This window comes from Thermodesulforhabdaceae bacterium (assembly GCA_037482015.1).
GTDB lineage: Bacteria > Desulfobacterota > Syntrophobacteria > Syntrophobacterales > Thermodesulforhabdaceae > JAOACS01.
The window spans coordinates 1-500 of record JBBFKT010000032.1; the positions used below are offsets into that span (position 1 = coordinate 1).

The 500-nt window shown below is 35.6% G+C and carries 1 protein-coding gene; it reads right to left on the bottom strand.

What is annotated here, in order from left to right; genetic code table 11:
• Positions 1-500 (bottom strand): hypothetical protein (locus tag WHS38_12415; protein MEJ5301780.1); only part of this gene is annotated, 500 nt, incomplete at both ends.

The following is a 500-nucleotide window of genomic DNA, read 5'->3' on the forward strand; positions in this document are numbered from 1 at the left end:
CTGTTGGTCTTCCCCAACACTACCTCATTATACTTCCCATCGTCCAACAAACTTAATTCTCTCCATTCTTCCCCATTCTTTGTCTTGATGTGATAATTCTCCCCTATCCGAATAATGTAATCCAATTTCAATTTCTTGAATTCTTTCGGCAACCTTTCCCCTTGAAATCCTCTGTCCGCTATTATTACATACGAAAATTTATCCGGCAAATACTTTCTCATATTTCTTACAAACCCTATTACTCTTGCCCAATAATCATACTTTTGATTGACCCCTTCCCAAAGCTCCATATAAATAGGTACGGCTCTGTTTTCATAGGATATGGAAGCACTCAATATCCACACATCGTCTTTTAATGTAGTAGCATCTATTAGTAGGGTAAGAAATTTTTTCCTAGAAGTGATATGAGGTAAAAGGAAGATAGTGGTAATATAGGATTTCCAAAAGTCATCATTGATGAGAAGTTTGTCTAAAAATCGAATAAGGTGTTTATGTTTATG